Here is a 23,176-nt window from a genome sequence, read left to right on the forward strand (position 1 = left end):
CGCGCAACCCGATCCGGCCCGGATCCGTCCGCCCTCCCCGTCACCCCTTTTTTGCGGGCTTCGATGAGGAAGCGGGCGGTGTGCGCGACGAACGGGCCTTCGCGTTCGATCCGTTCGTGGAGCTCCCGCAACCGGTCCCGGTACTGCCCGACCGTGAAGCCGGGCACCATCCAGATCACCTTCCGGAGAAAGTAGATCACGGCTCCGATGTCGTGGAACTCCGTCCGCAGTCGCTCGGAGCGCAGATCGACGACTTCGAGGCCCGCAGCGGTCGCGGCGGCGACCGCGTCGTCGGGGTGCCGGCCGCGCCGGACCTCCTCCGGCTGCGGGCCGAGGAAGTACTCGACGAGCTCGAAGACGCTCGCCGGCCCGACCTGCTGCGAGAGGTAGGTGCCGCCCGGCGTCAGCACCCGGGCGATCTCCTCCCACCAGATGGTCACCGGATGCCGGCTGGCGACCAGCTCGAAGGCCTCGTCGCCGAAGGGCAGCGGCGGCTCGTCGGAGTCCGCGACCACCACCGCGCCCAGCGGGTGCAGCAGCCGGGTCGCCCGGTCGACGTTGGGCGGCCAGGACTCGGTGGCCACCATCAGCCGCGGCAGGGGACCGGATCCGGCGAGGACCTCGCCGCCCCCCGTCTGGATGTCCAGCGCGGACCGGACCCGGGCCAGGCGCTCCGCCAGCAGCCGCTGGTAGCCCCACGACGGGCGCTGCTCGGTTGCCCGGCCGTCGAGCCAGGAGAAGTCCCAGCCGTCCACGGAGACGGACTCGGCCTCGGCGACAAGATGGTCGAAAGTGCGCGTCATGGATCGATCGTCCCAGGTCGGGCGCCGGGCAACCACCGGATTGGTCGACTACAGTGGTCGGCGGGCCGTGACTGGCGTTCGGGTGGATCACCACCGGGGAGCGGCCCGGCGTACTCCGGTACGCCGACTGCCGCGCGCCTGGGCGAACCGCGATCCGCAGCGACGTTCAGGAGACCCCGTGACGACTGCCCAGTCTGCCTCTGCCCCTGCCACCGCCACCGCCTCTGCCCGGCTGATGGACGGCACCGCCCTCGCCCGCCGCATCTCGGAGCAGACCGCCGCCTACGCGGCGAAGATCACCGAGCGCACCGGCACCGCACCCTGCCTGGCGACCGTGCTCGTCGGCGAGGACCCGGCCTCCGTGACCTACGTGCGCATGAAGCAGAATCGCTGCTCCAAGGCCGGGATCACCTCGCGCCACGTCGAGCTGCCGGCCGAGACCACCACGCAGGAGCTCGTGGCCACGCTGACCGCGCTGTCCGAGGACCCCGAGATCAGCGGCATCCTGCTCCAGCACCCCGTCCCGCACCACATCGACGAGCGCGCCGCCTTCGAGGCCATCGCGCCGGGCAAGGACGTCGACGGGGTCACCATGCACTCCTTCGCCGCCATGGGCTTCGGGCTGCCGGGCTTCGTCTCCTGCACCCCCGGCGGCATCATGCGCCTCCTGGCCGCCTACGACGTGGACCTGACCGGCAAGCACGCCGTCGTCGTCGGCCGCAGCGCGATCCTGGGCAAGCCGGCCGGGATGCTGCTGCTGGAGCAGAACGCCACCGTCACCTACTGCCACTCCCGCACCGTCGACCTGCCGTCGATCGTGCGCCAGGCGGACGTACTGGTGGCCGCCGTCGGCAAGGCCGAGTTCATCCGGGGCGAGGACATCAAGCCGGGCGCGGTGGTCCTGGACGCGGGCTACAACGAGGGCAACGTCGGCGACGTCCACTTCGAGTCGGCCGCCGCCCGCGCCTCCCTGATCACCCCGGTACCGGGCGGCGTCGGCCCGATGACCATCGCCGTCCTGCTGGAGCAGACCGTCCAGGCCGCCGCCGCGCAGGCCGGACTGGAGCTGGCCGACCTCGTCTGAGCGGCCGAAGCCGAGGACGCCCCGGAGCGAACGGTCCGGGGCGTTTCTCATGCCCGCCTCTCATAGCCGCCCTGCATGGCCTACGTCACAGGGCCCGGCCCACCGGGCTGGCCGGGCCCACCCCGTCGCCCTCCTGGTCCAGCCCGGCGATCCGGCGTTCGGCGGCGGTCAGCGGCGCCGCCTTGAGCGCGCCCCGGTCCGACGCGCGCAGCACGTGCCAGATCACCGACGGGCGCAGCCAGTGGGTGGGCGAGGCACTCATGGTGAGCACCTTGAAGAGGGCGGCGGTGAGCGCCTCCTCGGTGGTGGCGCCTGTCATCAGGCGGTTGACGTACGCGTTGAGCAGTCCCGCCCCGGCCCGCGGCTTCATGCCGGTGGCCCCGGGGTAGAGGATGTCCTGCGAGGTGGCGAGGTCCCAGGCGATGGACACCTGCGGGGCGATCGCGCGCTGCGCCTCCCGGCCGATCGCGGGGTGGGCCAGGCCCTTGGACCGCAGCAGGAGGCGCACGGCCAGCAGACCCTTGGCCGCGACGGTCATGCCCTGCCCGTACAGCGGGTTGAAGGTCGCGACCGAGTCGCCGACGGCGAAGAACCCGTCGGGCAGGTCGGCCTTCTCGAAGTAGACCCGCCGGTTGGCGGTGCCCTGGGTGACGGCGACGTCGGTGAGGGGCTTCTTGCCCTCCAGCAGCTCGCCGACGATCGGGTCGCGGACGCCCTTGGCGAACGGGATGAACAGGTCCGGGTCGCCCGTCGGCTGACCGCCGCGGGTGCCGGACAGGGTGGCCTGCCACTGGCCGTTCTCGATCGGCACGATGGTGGCCGTCTGCCCGGGCACGGGCACGCGCGGGTCGGACTGCACGTTGATGATGGGGAAGCCCGACGCGTGGGCGCCGGCCGGCGCCTCGAAGATGCGGGTGGCGTAGACGAGCCCGGAGTCGACCTGGGCCTGCCGGATGCCGGTCACCCCGAGCTCCTGGAGCCAGCCCCGGGCGCGGGAGCCGCGCCCGCTCGCGTCGACCACGAGGTCGGCGGTCACGAGTCTGTCCCGTTCCTCCGGGGTGTCGACGCGGACGCCGATGACCCGTGCCGCGTTGCCCTCCAGGCCCCGTACCCGGCTCCGCTGGAGGGTGGAGACGCCCTCCAGGGCCGTCACCCGGGCGCGGACCACCGAGTCGAGGAGGTCGCGGCTGCACGAGATGTTGAACTGCTTCTCCCCGCAGCGCGGGATCCAGCCCTGGGCGGTCTTGGTGACCAGGTCGGTGGGCAGACTGCGGCGGATGGCTCCGGCGGCCGTCCAGTCCTCGGTGATGCCCGGCAGTATCTGCTCGATGGCCCGTGCCCCGCCCGACCACAGCAGGTGCGTGTGCCGGGCCTGCGGAAGTCCACGCCGCGGCGCCGGGCCCTCGGGCAGCGGGTCCGCGTCGATGATCGTGACCGTCGTGTGCTCGGCGAGGACGGCGGCCGCCAGGAGGCCGGCCAGGCTGCCGCCGATGACGACGGCGTGGCGGGGCGGTGAAGACTGGGTCATCGTGTGGTGCTCTCTGTCAGGGCCGTGCGAAGGCATCGGCGGAGGAAGTGCGTCGGCGGGGTGGCGGGGGTCATGTGCGGTGACCCGACGCCTCCTGCCGAGCGAGGACTTGATGCGCTCGATCGCCTCGGAAACGGTTCTTCCCGGCGTGGAGCCGGATGCGGCCCGCGGGTGTGGTCCTCATGGGGCGTTCCCCTCGTCGGTCCCCGCCGGACGGCCCAGCTGGCCCTCCCGCGCGAGCAGGTCGTCCAGGTGGGCGGCGAGTGACTTCCAGCCCCGCGCGGAGAGTCGGCCGGCCCGCGTGACGATGCTCCGCACGTCGTGCGAACGCATCACGGCCAGCATCGGGTTCTCCTGCTCCCGCTCCGCCGACTCCAGTTCGCGGGCGATCCCGGTCAGGGCGGTGGCCAGCGCCTCGGTGTCGTCGGCCAGCAGGAAGCCGCTTTCGACGCCGTAGAAGCGCTGGATCCCGGCCGCGGCGGCGAGGTTCGGCAGGCCCTCGCCCTGGGCGAGGCGGGTCAGCGACTGCCCCGACGCGTCGAAGGACTTGGCGATGGCGGCCAGGGAGTGGGGCTGCCCGTCCTCCCGCGGGCGGGTGCGGCGCAGGTGCGCGAACCGCTGGCGCACCTGTTCCCTCAGCGGGAGGCGGGGCGGGGCGCCGTCGAGGGTGAGCCGGATGGCCTGCGGGGGGATGCCGGTGAGGTACGAGAGGTGCTCCAGGTCCTCCGTCCCGTGAGCGCCGCCCTCCGCGCCGAGAGCGCCCTGCGCGCTGTCCGAGGCGAGGACGAGGGCCCGTTCCACCGCGCTGCGGTGGTCGGCGAGGAGGAAACCGGCGTAGACGCCGAAGAACCGCTGGACGCCCGCCGCGTGGCCCAGCCTGGGCAGTCCGGCGCCCGCGTTGAGGGGGCCGAGGGAGGCGCCCGGTGCGTCGAAGTCGGAGGCGATGGCGGCGAGCGGCCACTCCCGGCCGTGCGCGTCGCGGCGGGTGGCGCGCAGCCGCAGGAAGCGTTCGTGCACGCGCCGCTCCAGCGGCAGTTCGGCCGCGGTGCCCGCCACCACCGCGGGGATGCGCAGGGGATCGACGCCGCACAGATGGCTCAGCCGCTCCGGCGCCAGTACCTCGGCCGGGTCCTGGCCGCGCCGCTCGGACAGCTCCTCCACGCGCCGCCAGATCGCGGCGAGGTCGGGTCGGGCGGCGGCTCGCACCGGCGGATTCTCCCGATTCTCCATGAGTCGACAAGACGTTCGAGTGGGCTGGGCTGCGTGAAGCGTAACCGCCCGCCCCCTGCCGAACCAGCGGTAACCCAACGTTTCCTGCCGTTCACCTCAAAGAACGTTGGCATGACCTCGGAGGTAATCGACCCCACCGCGGCCGCCCGGCAAGGTGGGGTCATCGGGTTCCGGAGCCGCGCACTCGGCTCCGGACCCCGTCTCCCACCAGCGCATTCGACCCTCGACGGAGGCTGATCCGCCATGTCCGCAACCCTGCTCGGCACCCTCGCCCGCACCACCGCGCCGCAGACCATGCTGCGCAGGTTCCTCGCCCTCGACTCCGTGGTCACCACCGGGAACGGACTCGCCTACGTCGCCTTCTCCGCCCCACTGGGGCGGCTGCTCGGGGTCGGCCAGGGCGTCCTGCTGGAACTGGGCCTGTTCCTGACCCTGTTCGGGGCGGGGGTCGGCTGGCTCGCCTCGCGCCGCCGGCCGCCCGTCCTCCCCGTGAAGTGCGTCATCGAGGCCAACTACGCCTGGGCCGCGCTCAGCCTGGTGTCCCTGCTGGTCTGGTTCAGCCCCACCACCGCCGGCCTGCTGTGGATCCCGATGCAGGCCGTCACCGTGGCCTCGTTCGCCCTGCTCCAGCAGCTCGCCCTGCGCTCAGTCGCGCAGTGAGCGCAGGTACTTCGCCGTCGCCGGGTCGGCCGGGAGGAAGGTCTCGATGGCCAGCTCGGCGACGGTCACGTCCATGGGCGTGTTGAAGGTCGCGATCGACGACACGAAGGACAGCAGACGGCCGTCGTGCTCGATGAGGAGCGGCAGCGCGATGTACGCGACGGGCTCGTCCGGTGCGCGGTCGCCCGGCCGTTCGGCGACCGGGTAGGCGCAGACCTCCTCGTACAGCGCGCGCAGCGGCTCGGAGCGGGCCAGCGCGATCTGCCGCTCCATCTGCGCCAGCAGGTGGCCCCGCCACTCCCTGAGGTTGTGGATCCTGGGAGCGAGGCCCTCGGGGTGCAGCGTGAGTCGCATGGCGTTCAGCGGCGGCGCCAGCAGGTGCTCCGGCACCCCCTCCAGCAGCATCGTGATGCCGGTGTTGGCGGCGACGACGTCGTACGTGGCGTCCACGACCAGCGCCGGGTAGGGCTCGTAGCCGGTCAGCAGCCGCTGGATGCCCTCGCGCAGCGTCCCCATCGACGGGTCGTCCAGCGCCGTCTGCGCGTAGCGGGGCGCGTAACCCGCCGAAAGCAGCAGGGCGTTGCGTTCGCGGACCGGTACGTCGAGACGGTCGGCGAGCCGCAGCACCATCTCCTCGCTCGGCCGGGAGCGCCCGGTCTCGATGAAGCTGATGTGCCGGGACGAGGAGTCGGCGCGGCCCGCCAGCTCCAGCTGGCTGATACCGCGCCGCTCCCGCCACGTACGGAGCAGGGAGCCGACCGTGGGCGTCGTGGTGGTCATGCTCCCGACGGTAGCCGAGCGTCCGCACCGGGTCAGCCCAGGTCGAAGACGTTCCGCAGGCCGAGGCGGTAGCGCCAGGCGTCGTGCCGTCTGGCGGACTCCACCTCCGGCGCCCGGTACATCGGCCGGACCGTGCACCGCGCGGCCGCGGAGGCGTCGCGGTCCAGCAGGCAGTTGACCGCGGCCCGCGCCGACGCGTTCGCGCCCTCCATCGTCGCCAGGTCGATGTCGACCGCCACGTAGTCCCCGCTGAGGTAGAAGTTCGGGATGCGGGTGCCCGCGGTGGGCCGGTTGTGCAGGGTGCCGACGGGGTGGATCAGCAACTCGTCCTGGTTGGTGGGATGCGGGGTGCCCAGACCGTCCACGCCCGGGTCCAGGAACCACGAATGCAGCTTGGAGTCGCTCAGCAGGGTCTTCCCGGTGTCGTTCAGGGAGGCCTTCAGCTGCGCCCACACCTCGCGCGCCACCTCCTCGCGCGTGCACTGCTTGGCGGTCTTCCCGTAGAGGATGCCGGGCTTGTCCCACTCCGAGATGTCCACCGACAGGCAGTCGACGGCCGTGCCGTCCCCGTAGTCGGCGGGGAAGTTCCGGGCCGGCCAGTGCTCGGCCTGCTGGATCGCCGTCAACGACCAGGGGGAGTCGATGCAGTTGAGGTGTCCGTGCACCAGCGGCGCCCGTTCGGTCAGATAGAACTGGATGCCCGTCATCCAGTCGGTCTGCAGCTTGTCGCAGCGCCCCAGCATCGGATCGGCGGCCCGCAGCGCCGTGCTCCAGGTCCGGCGGGCGTGCTCCACGGGCAGCGCGCTGACGTAGTGATCGGCGACGACGGTCTGCCGGGCCCCGTCCGGACCCTCGACGGCCACCCCGCTCACGCGCCCGCTCCCGTACTGCACCTCCCGTACGGTCCACCCGATCCTGAACTCCACTCCGAGCGACCGCAGATGGGCCTCCCACGGGTCGATCCACGCCTCGTTCGTCGGCAGGTTGAGGATCCGGTCCGGCGGGCCGTCCGCCCCGCGGCCCAGCAGGTTGAAGACGAAGGCCTCGCCGAGGGTGCCGACCGTACGGGTGGAGGCCTCCTCGGCCTTGGTCGCCACGATGTTGCGGGTGACACCGACGGCCAGGATGCGCTGGTACTCGTGCGACATCTGCTCCGCGCGCACGAAGTCCCACCAGGGGGTCCGCTCCCAGACCTCGTTCCGCCGCTCGTCGCAGCTCGTGAGGAAGACGAGCACGCGGTCCACGAAGTACGCCGTCTCGTGCGGCGGGAGCCGCAGCAGCGACTGCAGGATGCCGGTCAGGGCCCGCCGCAGCTCGTCGGGCGTGAGCTCGGCCGGCGCGTGCTCGGGCCAGGGGATGGGCCCGCGCAGGTCCTCGCGGCCGGCCGCCCGGGCGAACATCATCTCGCGCGGCGCGACGAGGTTGTCCCACACCCCGCGGGGGTTGCCGGGGAAGGGGATGCGCCGCATCGTGTCCGGCAGGTTGTGGTAGATGCCGGGGATGAAGCGGAAGCCGTGCTCGGCGGGGAGCGGCCTGCGGCCGCCGCGGGCGCTGCCCGGCACGTCCATGCTGCGCGCCTTGCCGCCGAGCGCCCGGCGCTCGTACACGGTGACGGCGTAGCCGCGCTCGGCGAGTTCGTGCGCCGCGGTCAGCCCGGCCACGCCGCCGCCGAGGACGGCGACGCGGCGGCCGTTCGGCGCCGGCGCCGTCGTGGTGGCGGCCGCCGCCGGGGTGCTCGCCACCACCGGTAACGCGCCGGCGGCAGCGGCCGCCGCGCCCGCGCCCGCGATGAACGTACGCCTGGAACTGCCTGTGCCGGTCATGCGCAAGCCCCCTCGTTACCGCTGGTAACAGTCACGTCCGGCGCAGGAGCATAAGGGGGGCGCGGTGGACGCGGAAGGACCCAGAAGTACCCGGGCGCACTATGGCGCGAAAGGGCCGTCCGGGTGTGCACTGTGGGAACCTTGACACCACGTCACGGGGAAAAGGAGCCGGTGCATGCCGAGTGAGCCGCTGTCACAGAAGGAGATCGAGGACCGGTTGCGGGAGCTTCCCGGCTGGGCCTTCGAAGACGACCGGATCGTGCGCACCTACCGGCTGGGCACGCACTTCGCCGCCAGCGCCCTGGTCGCCCACATCGCCACCGTCCAGGAGGAGTTGAACCACCACTCCGACCTGACGCTCGGCTACAACACGGTCCGCCTCTCCGTGAACAGCCACGACGCGGGCGGTGTGGTGACGGAGGACGACTTCGCCCTCGCCGAACGCGTCGAAGCCCTCGCCCCGGCGCACCACGCGCGCTGACGTCAGCGCGCGCGGTGCGCCGGGGCCGCCGGGGTTACGCCGGCTCCAGGCGCCACCACTGGGACGGGGAGTCGGTGTCCTCGCCCTGCCGGACGCGGCCCTCACCGTCCGCCTCCAGCGGCAGGCCGCTGATGCACGCGATCAGGGACACCACCCCGGGATCGTCGAGGTGTTCCTCGACGACCCACTCCTGCGCGCCGAACGCGTTGGCCCGCCACACCTGCACGCGGGCGCCGCTCTCCGTCGAGGCGTTCGCCACGTCGAGGCGCCGCTCGTTGTCCTCGCTCAGCACGTGGAAGACCCCGCCGCCGCTGTGCACCGGCGCGATGCGCCACCGGCGGGCGGCCTCCGGCGCGGGCGGGCCGTCGGGGCCGACCCGCACCCGGGACGCCCCCTCCAGCTGGAGCACCAGCCCGCTGTCCACGTTGCGGATCCTGTACAGACCCTCGGGAAGGTTCACCGGGCTCCCTCAGGCGTCGAAGTGGGCCGGGTCCGGCCCGATCCGGCGGCCCGCCGCGCCCGCGCCCAGAGCGTCCAGCGCGGCGACGTCGGCGGCGTCCAGCTCGAAGCCGAAGACGTCCAGGTTCTCCCGGATGCGCGCCGGGGTCACGGACTTCGGGATCACGATGTTCCCGAGCTGAAGGTGCCAGCGCAGCACCACCTGGGCGGCGCTGCGCCCGTGCTTGGCGGCGATCTCGGCCACGGCCGGCAGGGTGAGGAGCTCCTTGCCCTGGCCGAGGGGGGACCAGGCCTCGGTGGCGATCCCGCGCGCGGCGTGCTCGGCGCGCAGCTCGGCCTGTGGGTGCAGCGGGTGCAGCTCGACCTGGTTGACGGCCGGCACCAGGGAGCTCTCGGCGGCGATCCGGTCCAGGTCCTCGGTGCGGAAGTTCGACACGCCGACCGCCTTGGCGCGGCCGCTCGCCGCGATCTCCTCGAAGGTCTTCCAGATGGTGACGAAATCGTTGCGCATCGGGCGCGGCCAGTGGATCAGGTACAGGTCGACGTGGTCGAGCCCCAGCTTGGCCAGCGAGTCGTCGAAGGCGCGCAGCACCTGGTCGCGGCCCCAGCGCTGCTTCGGGCTGTTCCACAGCTTGGTGGTGACGAACAGGTCCTCGCGGGGCAGCCCGGAAGCGGCGACGGCCTTGCCGGTGCCGGTCTCGTTGCCGTAGATGGCGGCGGTGTCGATGCTGCGGTAGCCGGCCTCCAGCGCGGTCCCGACGGCACGCTCCGCCTCCGCGTCCGGAATCTGCCAGACGCCGTAGCCCAGCTGGGGCATGAGCGTGCCGTTGTTGAGCTTGATGGTGGGGACCTGGTTCACGTCTGGTCGTTCCCTCGCGTCGGTGCGTCGGCGGTACTGCGTCGTACGAGGGGCGACAACCGGGCCCTCCTACGACGTATTCCCGTCCCTACGCCGTACCGAGATACGCCTCCCGCACCAGCGGATCGGCCCGCACCTCGGCCGCCGTGCCCTCGGCCAGCACCGTCCCGAGGTCCAGTACGACCACCCTCGCGCACAGGTCCATCACGAAGGCCACATTGTGCTCGACCAGCAGCACCGCACAGCCCTCCTGCGCGGCCAGCCGCCGCACGACCGCCGCGAGCTGCTCCCGCTCCGGCGCCGACATCCCGGACGCGGGTTCGTCCAGCAGCAGGACCCGCGGCGGATCGGCCACCGCGCGCGCCAGCTCGACCATCCGGGCCCGGCCGACGGGCAGCCCGCCGGCGTACGAGGTCCCGAGCGCGGCGATCCCGCAGTCGGCCAGCACCGCCGCGCCCCGGGCCCGGCGCACCCGCTCCCGGGCCCGGCGGGCGGGGAGGGCGAGGAGGTCGGCGGCCAGCCCGCCACCGCCGCCCCGCCACTCCTGCGCCACCAGCACGTTGTCGGCCACGCTGAGCTGGCCGAACAGCTGCTGGCGCTGAAAGGTCCGGCGCATCCCGTGCCGGGCCCGCCACACGGGGGAGCGCCGGGTGATGTCCGCGCCGTCCAGCAGCACCCGCCCCTGGTCGGGCCGCCGGATGCCCGACAGGACGTCGAACAGAGTGGTCTTCCCGGCCCCGTTCGGCCCGATCAGCCCGCACACCTCACCCGCCCGGATCCCGAGGTCCACCCCGGTCAGCGCCCTGACCCCGCCGAAGCGCACGCCGATGCCGCGCGCCCGGAGCACGTACGCCTCGCTCATGAGCCCATCCCCGTCCCCATGCCCAGGTAGGCCTCGGTGAGCCGGTCCGCCTCCACCTCGGCGCGGGGGCCGCACCAGGAGACCTGGCCCTGGGAGAGGTACGCTACGGTGTCGGCGACCCCGAGGATCCCGGCGGCCTTCTCCTCCACCAGCAGCAGCGCGGTCCCCGCGTCGCGGAGCTCGGTGAGCAGCGCGTACACCTCCTCCACGACGCGCGGGGCGAGCCCGAGCGAGGGCTCGTCGGCGATCAGCACCTCGGGCGGCCGCTGCAACAGCGGGGCCAGGGCCAGCATCTGCTGCTCCCCGCCGGACAGCGCCCCGGCGGCCACCGCGCGCCGCTCCGCGAGCCGGGGAAACCGGGCGTACACGGCGGCCCGGGCGTCGGCGTCCTTGAGGTACAGGGCCAGGTTCTCCTCGATCGTGAGCGCGGGGAAGATCCCGCGCCCCTCGGGGGCGAGCAGCACCCCGGCCCGCGCCCGCCGCACGGCCCCCTCCCGCGTCAGGTCCCGCCCGTCGACGTACACCGACCCGCCCACGACGGGCAGCAGCCCGGCGGCGACCCGGCAGGCGGTGCTCTTCCCGGCGCCGTTGGGGCCGAGCACGGCGAGGATCTCCCCGCGCCGCACGACCAGATCGACCCCGTGCAGCACGAGCCCGCCGTCGTACCCGGCGCTGACGCCGCGCAGGGTCAGGGCCGGCGCCGCAGGGCTTTCAGCCGTACCCCCGGGAGCCGCCGCCTCAAGCCCCGCCCGCGATGGCTGCGCAGGATCCGCGGCCGAGCCCCGGGACGCGGCAGTGCGCCGCTTCGCCCACCGCACCGGCAGGGCCGCGCAGTACCCGTCCGGATCGTTGGCCAAGGCCAGCCCTGCCAGGCCGAAGAGGATCACCGGCAGGTGCGCGGACGAGGTCACGTAGTCGGCCAGCAGCCGCGGCGCCACCGCGAACACCAGCCCCGCCACCACCGCGTACTGCGGCCGCCGCACCCCCGCGGCCACCACCACCGCCAGCCACACCAGACCCGTCATCGCCGTGAAGTCCGTCGCGGTGATCCGGGTGTTGTACGACGCGTACATCACGCCCCCGAAGCCGGCCAGCCCGGCCGACAGGGTGAACAGCAGCAGCTTCGTCCGCAGCACCGACACCCCCGAGGCCACCGCCGCCGCGGGCGCCGACCGTACGGCCAGCATCGCCCGCCCCGACGGGGAGCCGCGCAGCGCGCTGAGCCCGGCGGCCACCAGGGCGACCAGCACCACCAGGGCCACCCCCAGCGCCCGGTCGTCGGACAGGTCCACCGGCCCGAACACCGGCCGCGGGACAGGCCATCCGGAATCGCCGTTGCGCAGCCACCTCAGCTGGAACAGCACCTGGTCGGCGAGGAACGCCAGCGCGAGCGTGGCCAGCGCCAGCGACCTGCCGCCCAGCCTCAGCGCGGGCAGTGCCACCAGCGCTCCGAGCAGGGCCGCCACGCACGTGCCCACCGCCAGCGCCGCCACGAACGGCCAGCCCCGGCTCATGAGCAGCCCGGCCACCAGAGCGGCCCCGGTCACGAAGGTGCCCTGCGCCAGCGACACCATCGCCCCGAGCCCGGTCACCACGGTGAAGGACATGAACACGAGCGCGATGGCCAGCCCCTGGGCCAGCAGCCCGCTCCAGAACGGCGTGGTCACCGTGTAGAACGCCACGCACAACAGCCCGGCGCCCGCTGCCCACACCCCCCACCGCCGCCCCCAGGACGCGCCCGCCAGATGGTCCACCGGCGGTGGGTCCACGGCCGAGACTCCCGCCGCGCGCGCCGTGCGGGTGAGGACCAGCAGTCCGCCGAACAGGATCAGGAATGGCACCGCCGTGCGGAAGCCGGTGATCCGCTCGGCGAAGGAGGCGTACCCGGCCACCAGGTTCTGCAGCACCCCGAGCCCCAGTCCGCCCGCGAAGGCGAGCGGTACGGACGCGAACCGCCCGATGACCGCCGCCGTCGCCGAGACGAAGAGGAACAGCGTGAAGTCGTGCGCCGACAGCCCCAGCAGGGGAGTCGCCAGCACACCCGCCAGCCCGGCCAGCGCCGACGCGATCATCCACGCCACCGACGACAGCCGGTCGGCGCTGATCCCGCGCAGTTCGGTCAGCGAGCGGTTGTCGACGGCGGCCCGCAGCAGCAGCCCCAGGCGGGTGCGCCGCATCAGCACCCACAGGGCCACCGCCACGAGCGCGGTCACCACCCAGGTGATCAGCTGGTCGGAGTCGACGCCGACGCCGTCCGCCAGCTGCCAGGACCTCGCGGGGCTGGGCCCCGCCCCTGGCAGCCCGAACTGGTTCTCGGCCGGCTTCACGGGCGCGCCCGCGTCGGCCAGGAGCTCCACCGCCCACAGTCCGCCGGCCGGCAGCGCCACCAGCAGCCCGATGGTCGCCACGATCTGCGCCGTCTCACCCACGCGCGCCAGACGCCGGAACATCAGCCGGTCCAGCCCCCAGCCGAGCCCGGGGGCCAGGACGCACACCACCAGCAGCGCCGCCGGGACGGCCGGCCAGCCCAGCCCCGAGTGCACCTCGTAGAAGGTGAGCGCGCACAGGTAGGCGGTGGCCCCGTGCGCGAAGTTGAACAGTCCGGACGCCGCATACGACAGCACCAGCCCGGTGGCGAGCAGTGCGTACAGGGCGCCGGAGACCAGACCGCTCAGCACGAATACGAGCAGATCTCCCATGCCGCGGCCCTACGTGAAGGGGATGGGTTCGTAGCACTTGAACGGGACGGAGACCTCGTACGCGCCGCCCTTCAGCTGTACGAGCGCCCCGCAGCCGAAGCTCTCCTTCTGCCCCTTGGGCTCCGCCCGGTCACCGACGAGCGTTCCGGTGTCGGAGAAGCCCTGCGCGGCGGCCTGGAAGGACGCGACGCTCAGGTCCCTGCCCGCCTTCCGCGCGATGGACACGAACAGGTCGGCCGACATGTACCCGGTGAGCATGTGCATGCTCAAGGGGACGTCCTGACCGCCCGCGGCCGCCTTGATGTCGGCCTTGAACTGCGCCATTTGCGGGTCCGCCGACTCGAAGGGCTGGAACTGCAGCAGCACGTGCACCCCGTCGAGCGCCTGCCGGGTGGCGTCCTTGGCGAGCAGCCCCGGGTCGTAGTCGGTCGGGTCGGAGAGCAGGCCCTTGTAGCCGCTGCGCTTGAGCGCGGTGAAGAGCCCGATGTTGTTGGGGGTCTGCATGACGGAGACGACGGCGTCCGGGGCCTTGCCCCCGTTGCTGGAGAGGATCTCCTTCACGTACGCGGACCAGTCGTTCGGCACGGCGGTGGCGGGCACGGAGGCCTTGGCGTAGGAGACCGCGAACCCGGCGCTGGCGAAGCCCTGTTGGAAGGTGCGGATGCCGAACTTTCCGGCGTCGCTGTCGTTGGCGATGATCGCGACGGACTTGCCGCGGGCGCCGCCGAGGAGCCGGCCGATGCCCTCGGGCCACGTCTGGTTGAGGGTGCCGCCGGGGCTGGGCACCAGGCAGCCGTTGAAGCCGTACATGTGGGCCGGCCCGCAGAAGGAGGGCAGGGTGCCCCAGCCGAAGGTGGGGACCTTCTCCTGCTCCAGGAAGTCGGCGCCGGAGAAGGTCACCGAGCTCATGGGGGCGACGGCGAAGACCTTGTCCTGCTGGACGAGCTTGCGCGCGGCCGCGAGGTTCTTCGCCGGGTCCTGGCCGTCGTCCTCCGCGCCGAGGTAGTCGATCTTGCGGCCGTGGACGCCACCCTCGGCGTTGGCGCGCAGGTAGCGCGCCTTGGCGCCGAGATCGGTGTCCTTCTTGCTGTAGCCGCTGGCGCTGGTCATCGACACGATGCCGCCGACCTTGATGGAGTCGGCGCTCACCCCGCGGGAGTTCCCGGACGCACCGCCGGCCCCGCCCCGGGCGGCGCCCTTGGTGTCGCCGTTCGTGTCACCGTTCGTGGAGGCGGAGTTGCAGGCGGAGACGAGCGCGAGGGCGGCCGCGGCGGCGGCCAGGGTGCGGATCGGACGCAACATGGCTGAGATCCCCTCCGGTCTGAATCCCCGCATTCTGTGCGTGACCTGACGGATCGTCAATAACAATGACGAGGTGAAGTGACGCCCCGTCAGATTCTCTTCGCCGCTCAGGACCGCGACTCGTAGAGGGCCGCCACCTCCGCCGCGTACGCCTTCTCGATCGCCCGGCGCTTGAGCTTCAGCGAGGGGGTCAGCAGCCCGCGCTCCTCCGAGAACTGGTCGGCCAGCACCCTGAAGGTGCGGATCGCCTCCGCCTGCGACACCAGGGTGTTGGCGGCCACCACCGCCCGGCGCACCTCGGCCGTCAGCTCGGGGTCGCTCACCAGGTCCGCCGCCGGCAGCTGCGGCCGGCCGCGCATCGACAGCCAGTGCGCTATCCCCTCCATGTCCAGGGTCAGCAGGGCCGCGATGTACGGCCGGTCGTTGCCCACCAGCACGCACTGCGACACCAGCGGATGCGAACGGACCCGCTCCTCCAGCGCGGCCGGCGCCACGCTCTTGCCGTTGGAGGTCACCAGGATGTCCTTCTTCCGCCCGGTGATGGTGAGGTAGCCGTCCTCGTCCAGCCGCCCCAGGTCCCCGGTCGCCAGCCAGCCGCCGTGCAGCACCGCCTCCGTGGCGCCCGGGTCGCCCAGGTACCCGGAGAAGATGTGGCCGCCCGACAGCCAGACCTCTCCGTCGTCCGCGATGTGCACCGTGCTGCCCGGGATCGGCCGGCCCACCGTCCCGTACTTCGTCGCCCCCGGCGGGTTCGCGGTCGCCGCCGCACACGACTCCGTCAGGCCGTAGCCCTCGAACACGGTGATCCCGGCGCCGTCGAAGAACAGCCCGAGGCGGCGCGACATCGCGGACCCGCCCGACATGGCGTGCCGCACGCGGCCGCCCATCGCCTCGCGGACCTTCCCGTAGACGAGCTTCTCGAAGAACTGGTGCTCCATCCGCAGGGCCGCCGAAGGCCCCGGCCCGAGCCCGAAGGCCTTCTGCTCGCGCGCCTCCGCGTACCGCACGGCCGTCTCCACCGCCCGGTCGAAGGGACCCGTGCGCCCCTCGGCCTCCGCCTTGCGGCGCGCGCTCGCGAAGACCTTCTCGAAGACGTACGGGACCCCCAGCACGAACGTCGGCCGGAACGCGGCCAGGTCCGGCAGCAACTCGGCCGCCGCCAGGACGGGCTGGTGCCCCAGCTTGACCCGTGCGCGGACGGCCGCCACCTCCACCATCCGCCCGAAGACGTGCGCCAGCGGCAGGAAGAGCAGGGTGGACGGCTGCTCACCCTGCCGCGTCCGGAACACGGACTCCCAGTGGGTCACGAGCGTGTCGGCCTCGTACATGAAGTTGCCGTGGGTGAGCACGCACCCCTTGGGGCGGCCGGTGGTGCCGGAGGTGTAGATGACGGTGGCGACCGCGTCGGGCGTCACGGCCCGGCGGTGGCGGTGCACGACGTCCTCGGCGACCCCGCGCCCGTCGGTGACGAGCGCGTCCACCGCGCCGGCGTCGAGCTGCCACAGCAGCCGCAGCGCGGGGAGGCGGTCGATGACCGAGCCCACCGTCATGGCCTGGTCCTCGTTCTCCACGAGGCAGGCCGTGCAGCCGGTGTCGTACAGGATCCAGTGCACCTGCTCGGCCGCGGACGTCGGATAGACGGGGACGGGCTGCGCGCCGATCGCCCACAGAGCGAAGTCGAAGAGGGTCCACTCGTACCGGGTACGGGACATGACGGCGACCCGGTCCCCGAAGCGCACCCCTTGGGCGAGCAGGCCCTTGGCGAGCGCGAGCACCTCGGCGGCCAGTTCCCCCGACGTCACGTCCTGCCAGACCCCGTCCGTCTTCCGGCCGAGCACCACCCGGTCCGGCTCCTGCCGGGCGTGCTGGAAGACGATGTCGGCCAGCCCGCCGACCGGCGCCGCCGTGACCACGGGTGGGACGCTGAACTCGTACGGCATCCCGCTCCTCTCCGTGCTGGGGCCGTGACGCTACCCCACGGGCCCCCGAGCCCGGCACCCTTGAGGAAACCTCCACAAGATCCCCTCGGCCCCCAAGGCCTGCACGGCCCGCCCGCTGGGCAGGGGGCGACGCGCGGCCCGTAGGCGGGCGCGGGTTCGGGTACGTCGGCTCGGCCGGTACGTCGGGCTCAGGCGCGGCGGCTCAGGCGGTCGCCGCCGGCGAGGACGGCGGCTGCCAGGGCCTCGGACGCCGGCGTCGGCCGACGGCCCTGGAGCAGGGCGAACTCCACCGGCCCCAGCTCGGGCAGCCCGCCCACGCGGACCAGGCCGGGCGGGATCAGCCCCCGGGTGTGCGCCATGACGCCCAGCCCGGCCCGGGCCGCCGCGATCAGGCCGCTCAGACTGCCGCTCGTACAGGCGATCCGCCACGCCCGGCCGTCCCGCTCCAGCACCTCCAGCGCCCGGGCCCGGGTGATCCCCGGCGGCGGGAAGACGATCAGCGGCACCGGGCGCTCGGGATCCACCCGCAGCCCCTCCGCGCCGATCCACACCATCCGGTCCCGCCACACCAGGCGCCCCCGTTCGTCCCCGGGCCCGCGCCGCTTCGCGAGCACCAGGTCGAGGCGGCCCGCGTCCAGCCGCTCGTGCAGCGTCCCGGAGAGCTCCACCGACAGCTCCAGGTCCACCTCGGGATGCTCGTGCCGGAAGCCTTCCAGGATCTCCGGCAGGCGCGTCAGCACGAAGTCCTCCGAGGCGCCGAACCGCAGCCGTCCCCGCAGCCGGGTCCTGGTGAAGAAGGCCGCCGCCCGCTCGTGCGCCTCCAGGATCGTCCGCGCGAAGCCGAGCAGCGCCTCGCCGTCCTCGGTCAGGTCCACGCTGTGCGTGTCCCGCACGAACAGCGGCCGCCCGGTCGCCTCCTCCAGCCGCCGCACGTGCTGGCTGACCGTGGACTGCCGCACCCCGAGCCGCCCCGCCGCCTGCGTGAAGCTCAGCGTCTGGGCCACCGTGAGGAACGTACGCAGCTGGACCGGGTCGTACACACCACCAGGCTAGCCCCGCCCATCGCGAACCGCGATGACAGTGAGCACGGCATACGGGTTTCCCGATGACCGCCAAACGGCGAGGATAAAAGGAGCCCAACGGCCACGCAGGCCCGCAGGGCCGGCAAGCCCGCGGACCCGCAAGCCCGTTGGCTACGGACCTCCAAGCCGGCAGCCCGCGGACCCGCAGCCCGGCAAGCCCGCTGGCGCGTGAGCCCACGGACCTACGAGCCCGCAGTCCACAGCCCCGTAGACCGGCTAGCCCGCTGGCCCGCGAGCCCACGGACCTACAAGCCGGCGAGCCCGCAAGCCCCGAGCGGGCGCCAACCCCACCCCCCACCAAGTGAGCACCGCACATGCGCCGCCCCCGCCCCCGCCTCCCCGCCCGGCTGCCCCTGGACCCGTACGTCCTGGCCCTGCTCGGGACCGTCGGCCTGGCCGCTCTGCTGCCCGCCCGTGGCTCCGCCGCGGCCCTCGTCGGCGGCGCCTCCACCGCGGCCGTGGCGCTGCTCTTCTTCCTCTACGGCGCCCGGCTCTCCACCCGCGAGGCCCTCGACGGTCTGCGCCACTGGCGGCTCCACCTCACCGTGCTCGCCTGCACCTTCCTCCTCTTCCCGCTCCTCGGCCTCGCCGCCCGCGGCCTCGTCCCCGACCTCCTCACCCCCTCCCTCTACCAGGGCCTCCTCTTCCTCTGCCTGGTCCCCTCGACCGTCCAGTCCTCCATCGCCTTCACCTCGATTGCCCGCGGCAACGTCCCGGCCGCCATCTGCGCCGGTTCCTTCTCCAGCCTGGCCGGCATCGTGATCACCCCCCTCCTCGCCGCCGCCCTGCTCGGCAACGGCTCCGGCGGCTTCTCCCCGGACTCGCTCCTCAAGATCGCCGTGTAGCTCCTGCTGCCGTTCCTCCTCGGACAGGCCCTGCGCCGCTGGATCGGCGGCTTCCTCCTCCGCCACCGCCAGGCACTCGGCCGCGTCGACCGCGGCTCGATCCTGCTCGTCGTCTACACCGCCTTCAGCGCGGGCATGGCCGCCGGCATCTGGCACCAGGTGAGCGTCCCGCGCCTGGCCGCCCTGCTGCTGGTGGAGGCCGTACTCCTCGCCGTCATGCTCCTCGCCACCTGGTACGGCGCCCAGCGCCTCGGCTTCGGGCGCGCGGACCGCATCGCCATCCAGTTCGCGGGGTCGAAGAAGAGCCTGGCCGCCGGACTCCCCATGGCGAGCGTGCTGTTCGGGGCGCAGGCCGGCCTCGCCGTCCTCCCGCTGATGCTCTTCCACCAGATGCAGCTGATGGTCTGCGCCGTCATCGCCCGCCGCCGCGCCCGCGACCCGGAGCCCGAACGCGCCGCCGGACGTGTGGCGGAGGTCTCGCCGCCGCCCCAACAGCCCATGCGCCAGGCCCGATAACGTGCGGTGGTGACCTGGATACGCCCCCTCGCCGCCCACGCCGAACGTCCCTGCACCCTGGTGGTCTGCCGCGGTTGCTGCTGCGGCGACCCCCGCAAGAACCCCGGCTCCGACCACGCCGGACAGCTCGCCCGGCTGCGCGAGGCCGCCGCCGCGTCCGGCGGCCGCCTGGCCGTGCGTACGAGCGACTGCCTCGGCCCGTGCGCCCAGGCCAACGTCATCGTGGTCCAGCCCACCACCGAAGCCCGCCGCCGCGGTGCCCGCGCGGCCTGGTTCGGCTGGGCCCTGGACGACACCGCCACCGACGAGATCATCGCCTGGGCCGAGTCCGGGGGCCCGGGCGCCACCCCGGTGCCGCCCACCCTGGACCTCCACCGCATCGACCCCCCGGCGCCGACGCCCAAGCCGGCCGGGAACACCTCGCGCCGCGGCCGCCGCGGGCGCTGACGCGACGCGGGGGCGCTACGCCGTGACGACCCGCTCCTCGCCCGCGTAGACGTTCATGTCCGGCCCCCTCAGGAAGCCGACCAGCGTCATGCCCGACTCCAGCGCCAGGTCCACGGCCAGCGAGGACGGCGCGGAGACGGCCGCCAGCACCGGGATGCCCGCCATCACGGCCTTCTGTACGAGCTCGAAGGAGGCCCGGCCCGACACCAGCAGGACCGTACCCGTCAGGGGGAGCCGGCCGGCCTGGAACGCCCGGCCGATGATCTTGTCCACCGCGTTGTGCCGGCCCACGTCCTCCCGCAGGTCGAGCAATTCGCCCGCGGCCGTGAACAGGCCCGCCGCGTGCAGCCCGCCCGTACGGTCGAAGACCTTCTGCGCCGCGCGCAGCCGGTCCGGGAGCGCGCTGAGGACCTCCACGGGGACCCGGACCGGATCGGCGGCGATCCCCGGGAAGCGGGTCGCCGTACGGACCGCGTCCAGGCTGGCCTTGCCGCACAGGCCGCAGGAGGAGGTGGTGTAGACGTTCCGTTCCAGCGTGATGTCCGGGACCGGCACTCCGGCGGCCAGCTGCACGTTGACCACGTTGTAGGTGTTCGAGCCGTCCTCGGTGGCGCCCTCGCAGTAGGTCACGGCCTGCACGTCGCCGGCCGAGCCCAGCACGCCCTCGCTCACCAGGAACCCCACCGCCAGCGCGAAATCGTCGCCCGGCGTGCGCATCGTGATGGCCAGCGGCTTGCCGTTCAGCCGGATCTCCAGCGGCTCCTCGGCCACCAGCGTGTCCGGGCGCACGCCCACCCCGCCGCTGCGGATCCGCACGACGCGACGGCGCTCGGTGACCCGTCCCATGGTGATCAGCCCATCCTTCATCTCGTCCGTCCCGCCCACATCCGACCTGCTCATTGTCCCGGTTGCCGCTCCGGCGGGGCTCCCGGCAGCCGGTCCCTCGGAAATCTCCAAATTCCGGACCCCGAATCCTGTCGGGTCACGCGCACACGTACCCACCGGTAGCAGGCAAAGCTGGGTGATCCTGACTTCCGTACGAGGGGGGACCCCGCCCATGACCGGTTCACGCGTGGTGGCGCTAGGGCACTACCAGCCCGCGAAAGTGCTCACCAACGAGGACCTCTCGGCCATGGTGGACACCACCGACGAGTGGATCCGGTCCCGCGTCGGCATCCGCACCCGCCACATCGCCGGCCCGGACGAGCCGGTGGACGAGCTGGCCTTCCAGGCGGCCGGCAAGGCACTGGCCGGCGCCGGCCTGACCCCGGACGACATCGACCTCGTCATCGTCGCCACGTCCACCGCGATCGACCGTTCGCCCAACATGGCCGCGCGCGTCGCCGCGAAGCTCGGCATGGGCAGCGGCCCCGCGGTCATGGACCTCAACGTCGTCTGCTCGGGCTTCACCCACGCCCTGGCCACCGCCGACCACGCGATCCGGGCCGGCTCCGCCACCCGCGCCCTGGTCATCGGCGCCGACAAGATGACCGAGATCACCGACTGGAGCGACCGCACCACCTGCGTGCTCACCGGCGACGGGGCCGGCGCGGCCGTCGTCGAGGCCAGCACGGAGCCGGGCATCGGCCCGGTGCTCTGGGGCTCGGTCCCTGAGATGGGCAACGCGGTCCGCATCGAGGGCTCGCCCCCGGTCTTCGCGCAGGAGGGCCAGTCCGTCTACCGCTGGACCACCAGCCAGCTCCCGCCGCTCGCCCGCAAGGTGTGCGAGAAGGCCGGGATCACCCCGGAGGACCTGGCGGCGGTCGTCCTCCACCAGGCCAACCTGCGGATCATCGAACCGCTGGCCGCCAAGATCGGCGCCGTCAACGCCGTCGTCGCCCGCGACGTCGTCGACTCGGGCAACACCTCGGCCGCCAGCATCCCGATGGCCCTGTCCAAGCTGATCGAGCGCGGCGAGATCCCCTCCGGCGCCCCGGTCCTCCTCTTCGGCTTCGGCGGCAACCTCTCCTACGCGGGCCAGGTCATCCGCTGCCCCTGAGCCCGCCGTCCGCCGTTCCCCCCCCCGCCACTCCGGCGGGGGCCGGCGGCCCGGGCCCCGTCCACCGACCACCCGGCGAGACATCCCGTCTCGCCAGGTCGCCCGGCACATGCGTGCAGGTCAGCCCGGCGTGGCGCCCGACCGCCGCCCGGATATGTGGTCGGACCCCCGCCGATCCTTTGCTATTGTTGTCCATGTCGCCGCGGGAAACCGGGGCCGACCACCTGGTCCGGGTGGCGGAATGGCAGACGCGCTAGCTTGAGGTGCTAGTGCCCTTTATCGGGCGTGGGGGTTCAAGTCCCCCCTCGGACACCAGCAGGAACCCCACCCCGGTGGGGTTCTTTTGCGTTTCCGGTCCGGGCAGTTGACGTCCGGACGGGGTCGGTGACCCGAGGCCCCGGGCCCCTGATGGGGGCCGGGGCCGGTTCGTCAGGTTTCCAGGACCACCAGGCCCGTCGGGGTGGTCAGGCTGCCCGGGGTGACCGACGTGAAGGTCTGGGGGAGGGACAGGCGGGGGTGGCCGGTGGCGGGGGCCGCTTCGAAGAGGTAGGCCGCTGCGGCTCTGGTGTCGCTGACCAGGTGGGGGCCGCCCGCCGCGGGGGTGGCGCCGGTGAGGGGCGTGCGGAAGAGGCGGCGCAGGTGGCGCAGGGTCTCCGGGGTCACCGGGGCCCGCATCGGCCGGGGCTGCGCGGCCGGCAGGGAGGGTTCGGCCGTGGTGGGGTCCGCCGGGGAGCCCGCGGCCGGCGCGTCCGGCGGGATCGCGCCGGACAGCAGCAGGGCGAGGAGCACCGGGACGGCCTTGCGGCGCAAGGTCTCCGTGGCCGCGCGCAGGCGGTGGGCGTGGTGCGCGGGCAGGGAGAGCGCGAGACTGCCGACGGCGCCGCCGGTGGCGATCGGCACCGCCGAGCAGACCACGCCGGGGGAGTATTCGAGCAGGTCGAAGACGGGTGCGCCCGGGGCCACCGCGTCCAGGGCGGTGAACAGCGCCCGGCTGTCGGTGATGGTCTGCGGGGTGAGCCGGGCGGGCCGGTGCCGGGCCACGTGGTCGGCGCGGCGGTCGTGGTCGAGCTGGGTCAGCAGGCACTTGCCGACCGCGCTGGCGTGGGCGGCGGCCCGGAAGTCGACCCACTCCCGTACCGGCGGGGTCGCGGGGCCGTCGGCCATCTGCGTGATCCGGACCTCGCCGTCGGCGTAGCGGCTCAGGTACACCGCCGCGCCCGCGCTGTCCCGGGCCAGCGCCAGGGTGCGCTGGAGCTGGCCCACCAGACCGTGGCCGCCCGGAGCGGCGAGCCGGTCCAGCGCGGGACCGCTCGCGTACACCCCGACGCCCGGGCGGTACGCGTACTCCTCCTCGCACAGCATCGACAGCAGCGGCCGCAGCTCCCCGTCGGCGAGGCCCGACTCCCGTGCGAGCTGGGTGGCCCGCACGCCCAGCGGGTGCCGCTCCAGGACCCGTACGACGGTCAGCGCGCGGCGGGCCTCCGCCAGGGCCTCGCCCGTCCCGTGCCGTACGACGCCCCCGCGCGCCGTCGCCGACGGCGCGGGGTGGCGCAGCGGCCCTGCGGCGACCGGGCAGCCGGACCCGGCGACCGGCGTCGGGACTGGGACTGAGCCCGAGCCGGCGGTCGGGCCGGCCGAGCTCGCGCCCGCGCCCCAGGCCGTGACGGGCGGCGGCAGGAACGCGGCCAGCACCGCCGAGAGCCCGGCCCGCGGCAGCGGTACCGGGCCCAGATCGGGGTCGTCCTGTTGGTCGACGTAGCGCAGCACGGCCGCCTGC

17 protein-coding genes, 1 tRNA gene, 3 pseudogenes and 1 riboswitch are annotated in these 23,176 nt (G+C 73.5%); of the genes and pseudogenes, 7 read left to right on the top strand and 14 right to left on the bottom strand.

Going from position 1 to position 23,176, the window contains the following annotated elements; all coding sequences use genetic code 11:
* Window positions 1–50: 50 nt before the first annotated feature.
* Window positions 51–803, bottom strand: a pseudogene (locus tag ACF059_RS11115) (class I SAM-dependent methyltransferase); the annotation flags it as partial.
* Window positions 804–860: 57 nt separating this feature from the next.
* Window positions 861–954, top strand: a riboswitch (ZMP/ZTP riboswitch).
* Window positions 955–1,038: 84 nt separating this feature from the next.
* On the opposite strand from ACF059_RS11115, the gene ACF059_RS11120 reads away from it, so the two are divergent.
* The gene (locus ACF059_RS11120) at window positions 1,039–1,887 is read left to right on the top strand and encodes a bifunctional 5,10-methylenetetrahydrofolate dehydrogenase/5,10-methenyltetrahydrofolate cyclohydrolase (RefSeq protein WP_392056603.1); all 849 of its coding nucleotides are present in this window, start codon (window positions 1,039–1,041) and stop codon (window positions 1,885–1,887) included.
* 85 nt (window positions 1,888–1,972) lie between these two features.
* Here the strand turns inward: ACF059_RS11120 and ACF059_RS11125 are convergent, their stop codons facing one another.
* Both ACF059_RS11125 and ACF059_RS11130 read right to left on the bottom strand, forming a co-directional pair.
* A complete protein-coding gene (locus ACF059_RS11125) occupies window positions 1,973–3,415 on the bottom strand; it encodes an NAD(P)/FAD-dependent oxidoreductase (protein ID WP_392054538.1) in 1,443 nt (480 codons plus the stop codon).
* 180 nt (window positions 3,416–3,595) lie between these two features.
* Window positions 3,596–4,621, bottom strand: a complete 1,026-nt coding sequence (locus ACF059_RS11130) for a hypothetical protein (RefSeq protein ID WP_392054541.1) — start codon at window positions 4,619–4,621, stop codon at window positions 3,596–3,598.
* A 267-nt stretch (window positions 4,622–4,888) separates the two neighbouring features.
* Here ACF059_RS11130 and ACF059_RS11135 point away from each other — a divergent pair, with 267 nt between their 5' ends.
* Complete coding sequence (locus ACF059_RS11135) at window positions 4,889–5,305, top strand: hypothetical protein (RefSeq protein WP_392054544.1); 417 nt, start codon at window positions 4,889–4,891, stop codon at window positions 5,303–5,305.
* Here ACF059_RS11135 and ACF059_RS11140 read toward each other — a convergent pair.
* A complete protein-coding gene (locus ACF059_RS11140; protein WP_392054547.1) occupies window positions 5,291–6,085 on the bottom strand; it encodes a helix-turn-helix domain-containing protein in 795 nt (264 codons plus the stop codon). The genes ACF059_RS11135 and ACF059_RS11140 overlap by 15 nt on opposite strands.
* A gap of 32 nt (window positions 6,086–6,117) precedes the next feature.
* Entirely contained in the window at window positions 6,118–7,908 is a 1,791-nt protein-coding gene (locus ACF059_RS11145; RefSeq protein WP_392054550.1) for an FAD-dependent oxidoreductase, read from the bottom strand.
* Window positions 7,909–8,083: 175 nt separating this feature from the next.
* On the opposite strand from ACF059_RS11145, the gene ACF059_RS11150 reads away from it, so the two are divergent.
* Window positions 8,084–8,389 carry a 4a-hydroxytetrahydrobiopterin dehydratase gene (locus ACF059_RS11150; RefSeq protein ID WP_392054553.1) on the top strand — a complete coding sequence of 102 codons (306 nt, stop codon included), beginning with the start codon at window positions 8,084–8,086 and terminating at the stop codon, window positions 8,387–8,389.
* 34 nt (window positions 8,390–8,423) lie between these two features.
* Here ACF059_RS11150 and ACF059_RS11155 read toward each other — a convergent pair whose 3' ends face one another.
* The 7 genes from ACF059_RS11155 to ACF059_RS11185 form a co-directional block, all read right to left on the bottom strand.
* Complete coding sequence (locus ACF059_RS11155) at window positions 8,424–8,849, bottom strand: RICIN domain-containing protein (RefSeq protein WP_392054556.1); 426 nt, start codon at window positions 8,847–8,849, stop codon at window positions 8,424–8,426.
* 9 nt (window positions 8,850–8,858) lie between these two features.
* On the bottom strand, window positions 8,859–9,707 hold the full coding sequence (locus ACF059_RS11160) for an aldo/keto reductase (protein ID WP_392054559.1): 849 nt from the start codon (window positions 9,705–9,707) through the stop codon (window positions 8,859–8,861).
* An 88-nt stretch (window positions 9,708–9,795) separates the two neighbouring features.
* Window positions 9,796–10,569: an ABC transporter ATP-binding protein gene (locus ACF059_RS11165; RefSeq protein WP_392054562.1), complete on the bottom strand. Its 774-nt coding sequence runs from the start codon at window positions 10,567–10,569 to the stop codon at window positions 9,796–9,798.
* Complete coding sequence (locus tag ACF059_RS11170) at window positions 10,566–13,268, bottom strand: ATP-binding cassette domain-containing protein (RefSeq protein ID WP_392054565.1); 2,703 nt, start codon at window positions 13,266–13,268, stop codon at window positions 10,566–10,568. The genes ACF059_RS11165 and ACF059_RS11170 overlap by 4 nt, the downstream gene beginning before the upstream one ends.
* Window positions 13,269–13,277: 9 nt before the next feature.
* Window positions 13,278–14,570, bottom strand: a complete 1,293-nt coding sequence (locus ACF059_RS11175) for an ABC transporter substrate-binding protein (protein WP_392054567.1) — start codon at window positions 14,568–14,570, stop codon at window positions 13,278–13,280.
* Window positions 14,571–14,677: 107 nt separating this feature from the next.
* Complete coding sequence (locus tag ACF059_RS11180; protein ID WP_392054570.1) at window positions 14,678–16,510, bottom strand: AMP-dependent synthetase/ligase; 1,833 nt, start codon at window positions 16,508–16,510, stop codon at window positions 14,678–14,680.
* 188 nt (window positions 16,511–16,698) lie between these two features.
* The gene (locus ACF059_RS11185; protein ID WP_392054573.1) at window positions 16,699–17,550 is read right to left on the bottom strand and encodes a LysR substrate-binding domain-containing protein; all 852 of its coding nucleotides are present in this window, start codon (window positions 17,548–17,550) and stop codon (window positions 16,699–16,701) included.
* A 356-nt stretch (window positions 17,551–17,906) separates the two neighbouring features.
* Here ACF059_RS11185 and ACF059_RS11190 point away from each other — a divergent pair.
* Window positions 17,907–18,953 (top strand): annotated as a pseudogene (locus ACF059_RS11190) (bile acid:sodium symporter family protein).
* 9 nt (window positions 18,954–18,962) lie between these two features.
* Window positions 18,963–19,400, top strand: coding sequence for a (2Fe-2S) ferredoxin domain-containing protein (locus tag ACF059_RS11195; protein ID WP_392054576.1), 438 nt, complete (start codon window positions 18,963–18,965; stop codon window positions 19,398–19,400).
* Between the two features lie 15 nt (window positions 19,401–19,415).
* On the opposite strand, the gene fdhD is transcribed toward ACF059_RS11195, so the two are convergent.
* Window positions 19,416–20,246 carry a formate dehydrogenase accessory sulfurtransferase FdhD gene (gene fdhD / locus ACF059_RS11200; RefSeq protein WP_392056606.1) on the bottom strand — a complete coding sequence of 277 codons (831 nt, stop codon included), beginning with the start codon at window positions 20,244–20,246 and terminating at the stop codon, window positions 19,416–19,418.
* A gap of 211 nt (window positions 20,247–20,457) precedes the next feature.
* On the opposite strand from fdhD, the gene ACF059_RS11205 reads away from it, so the two are divergent.
* Together ACF059_RS11205 and ACF059_RS11210 are read left to right on the top strand one after the other, a co-directional pair.
* Window positions 20,458–21,399 (top strand): beta-ketoacyl-ACP synthase III, encoded by a 942-nt coding sequence (locus ACF059_RS11205; RefSeq protein WP_392054579.1) that lies wholly within the window; start codon window positions 20,458–20,460, stop codon window positions 21,397–21,399.
* 227 nt (window positions 21,400–21,626) lie between these two features.
* Window positions 21,627–21,714, top strand: a tRNA-Leu gene (locus tag ACF059_RS11210).
* A gap of 453 nt (window positions 21,715–22,167) precedes the next feature.
* Here ACF059_RS11210 and ACF059_RS11215 read toward each other — a convergent pair.
* A pseudogene (locus ACF059_RS11215) lies at window positions 22,168–22,887 on the bottom strand (IclR family transcriptional regulator); the annotation flags it as partial.
* Between the last annotated feature and the right edge of the window lie 289 nt (window positions 22,888–23,176).

This window comes from Streptomyces sp. NPDC016562 (assembly GCF_043076955.1).
GTDB lineage: Bacteria > Actinomycetota > Actinomycetes > Streptomycetales > Streptomycetaceae > Streptomyces.

Bases quoted from the DNA above. Each gene is read 5' to 3' on its own strand.
- ACF059_RS11120 (WP_392056603.1), top strand. From the start codon at position 1,039: ATGGACGGCACCGCCCTCGCCCGCCGCATCTCGGAGCAGACCGCCGCC.
- ACF059_RS11125 (WP_392054538.1), bottom strand. From the start codon at position 3,415: ATGACCCAGTCTTCACCGCCCCGCCACGCCGTCGTCATCGGCGGCAGC.
- ACF059_RS11135 (WP_392054544.1), top strand. From the start codon at position 4,889: ATGTCCGCAACCCTGCTCGGCACCCTCGCCCGCACCACCGCGCCGCAG.
- ACF059_RS11140 (WP_392054547.1), bottom strand. From the start codon at position 6,085: ATGACCACCACGACGCCCACGGTCGGCTCCCTGCTCCGTACGTGGCGG.
- ACF059_RS11145 (WP_392054550.1), bottom strand. From the start codon at position 7,908: ATGACCGGCACAGGCAGTTCCAGGCGTACGTTCATCGCGGGCGCGGGC.
- ACF059_RS11150 (WP_392054553.1), top strand. From the start codon at position 8,084: ATGCCGAGTGAGCCGCTGTCACAGAAGGAGATCGAGGACCGGTTGCGG.
- ACF059_RS11165 (WP_392054562.1), bottom strand. From the start codon at position 10,569: ATGAGCGAGGCGTACGTGCTCCGGGCGCGCGGCATCGGCGTGCGCTTC.
- ACF059_RS11170 (WP_392054565.1), bottom strand. From the start codon at position 13,268: ATGGGAGATCTGCTCGTATTCGTGCTGAGCGGTCTGGTCTCCGGCGCC.
- ACF059_RS11175 (WP_392054567.1), bottom strand. From the start codon at position 14,570: ATGTTGCGTCCGATCCGCACCCTGGCCGCCGCCGCGGCCGCCCTCGCG.
- ACF059_RS11180 (WP_392054570.1), bottom strand. From the start codon at position 16,510: ATGCCGTACGAGTTCAGCGTCCCACCCGTGGTCACGGCGGCGCCGGTC.
- fdhD (WP_392056606.1), bottom strand. From the start codon at position 20,246: ATGGGACGGGTCACCGAGCGCCGTCGCGTCGTGCGGATCCGCAGCGGC.
- ACF059_RS11205 (WP_392054579.1), top strand. From the start codon at position 20,458: ATGACCGGTTCACGCGTGGTGGCGCTAGGGCACTACCAGCCCGCGAAA.